Source organism: Bradyrhizobium sp. SHOUNA76 (assembly GCF_023006445.1).
Lineage (GTDB): Bacteria > Pseudomonadota > Alphaproteobacteria > Rhizobiales > Xanthobacteraceae > Bradyrhizobium.
Genome location: NZ_JALBHA010000838.1, coordinates 1 through 1,569, shown reverse-complemented (window position 1 = coordinate 1,569; position 1,569 = coordinate 1). Strand labels below are relative to the sequence as shown.

Below are 1,569 nucleotides of genomic sequence, written 5' to 3'. Positions count from 1 at the left end.
CAGCCGGTCCGCATCCGCGGCCTCGTCAATCTGGCGCTGATCGCAGCCATCGTCGCGAGCCTGCTTGCGTCGGCGGTGTGGAAGCCCGGCATTGCGTTCGACATTCTCGGTACCAGGCTGGAACTGGAGGACGCCGTGCGCAATCTGGCGCTGCTGGCCATCGCGGCGTTGTCGGTGTGGCTCACCCCCGACGAGCACAGGCAGGCCAACGGCTTCACCTGGGAGCCGATCCGCGAGGTCGCAAAGCTGTTCGCGGGCATTTTCGTCACCATCATCCCGGTCATTGCCATGCTCAATGCCGGCCATCATGGTGCATTCGCCTGGCTGTTGTCGGCGGTGACAGGACCGGATGGCGCGCCCCGCGAGGTCGCCTATTTCTGGTTCACCGGACTGATGTCCGCGTTCCTCGACAATGCGCCGACCTATCTGCTGTTCTTCGAGCTCGCCGGCGGCGACCCGCAAGTGCTGATGCATCAGCTCTCGGGCACGCTCGCCTCGATCTCCATGGGGGCCGTCTACATGGGCGCGCTCACCTATATCGGCAATGCGCCGAACTTCATGGTGAGCAGCATTGCCAGCGAGAACGGCATCAAAATGCCGAGCTTCTTCGGCTATCTCCTGCGCGCGGGCGCCGTGCTGATCCCCCTGTTCCTGCTGCTGACGCTGCTGCCGGTGGCGCCGATCCTGCACTGGCACTGAATCTCGCGCCTGATTTGCGACTGCTCATTGACGCAAATGGAAGCGGTGGATGAGCGCGCATAATCGGCACGGGCGGGACCAATGTCCTGTTCGGACTGGTCCATATGGTGGTATTTGCGGTCTACGTGTTCATGGCCTTCGTGCCCTGAAGTGCGATAGGGGAGTTCCGATGCTTGCCGCCAAGTCCGAGGTTCAGGTCGACAATGAGGAGGTCCGGGTGACGGCATGGCGCCTTCCGCCCGGCGGTGCCACCGGGCACCACACCCACGGCATGGACTACGTCATTGTTCCCGTGGTCGCGGGAGAGATGACTATCGTGGCGCCCGGCGGCGAGCGCTCCAAGGCGCAGCTGGCGGCCGGAAAATCCTATTTCCGCAAGGCCGGCGTCCAACATGATGTACTTAACGAAACCTCAACCGAGATCGTGTTCCTTGAGATCGAGCTAAAGCCGTAAGTCCGGCCTTACCCACTTGCCATCGATCCGTCGCAGTTGATCCCTTACAATGCCCCAAAGTTCCCGCATCAGATCGCGCGGGGAGTGGCCGGAATGCTGAAATACCTCGCTAAAATCTCGATGGATATTTTCCCCTCGGTGCTCGCCACGATCATCGGGGCCTACATCGTTAACCACTACATCAACGCCAAGCCGGCGGCTGATGCCCCTGCGGCCGTCGTGGCCCCGGCCGAGGCCGGCAAGAACGGCAAGCCCGCCGATGTCGCCAATCTCCCGGCGCCCGGCGTCAAGGCCAAAGGCATTTCCGAGAAGAGTGTGACGGACAAGCCGGCGGCCGAAAAGGCTGCCGATCAGCCGGTCGTCGAGCACAAGGCTGCGGATGTGACGCCGGCCGAGGCCAGTCCGCGCGGCAAGCC

Annotated in this window: 2 protein-coding genes and 1 pseudogene; all 3 read left to right on the top strand. The window is 63.0% G+C overall.

Annotated elements, in window-relative coordinates; translation table 11 throughout:
* On the top strand, positions 1-699 hold a 699-nt coding region (locus MOV74_RS37730), incomplete at its 5' end, for a sodium:proton antiporter (protein WP_246932535.1).
* 169 nt (positions 700-868) lie between these two features.
* Positions 869-1,153 carry a cupin domain-containing protein gene (locus MOV74_RS37725; protein WP_246932533.1) on the top strand — a complete coding sequence of 95 codons (285 nt, stop codon included), beginning with the start codon at positions 869-871 and terminating at the stop codon, positions 1,151-1,153.
* 93 nt (positions 1,154-1,246) lie between these two features.
* A pseudogene (locus MOV74_RS37720) lies at positions 1,247-1,569 on the top strand (hypothetical protein); the annotation flags it as partial.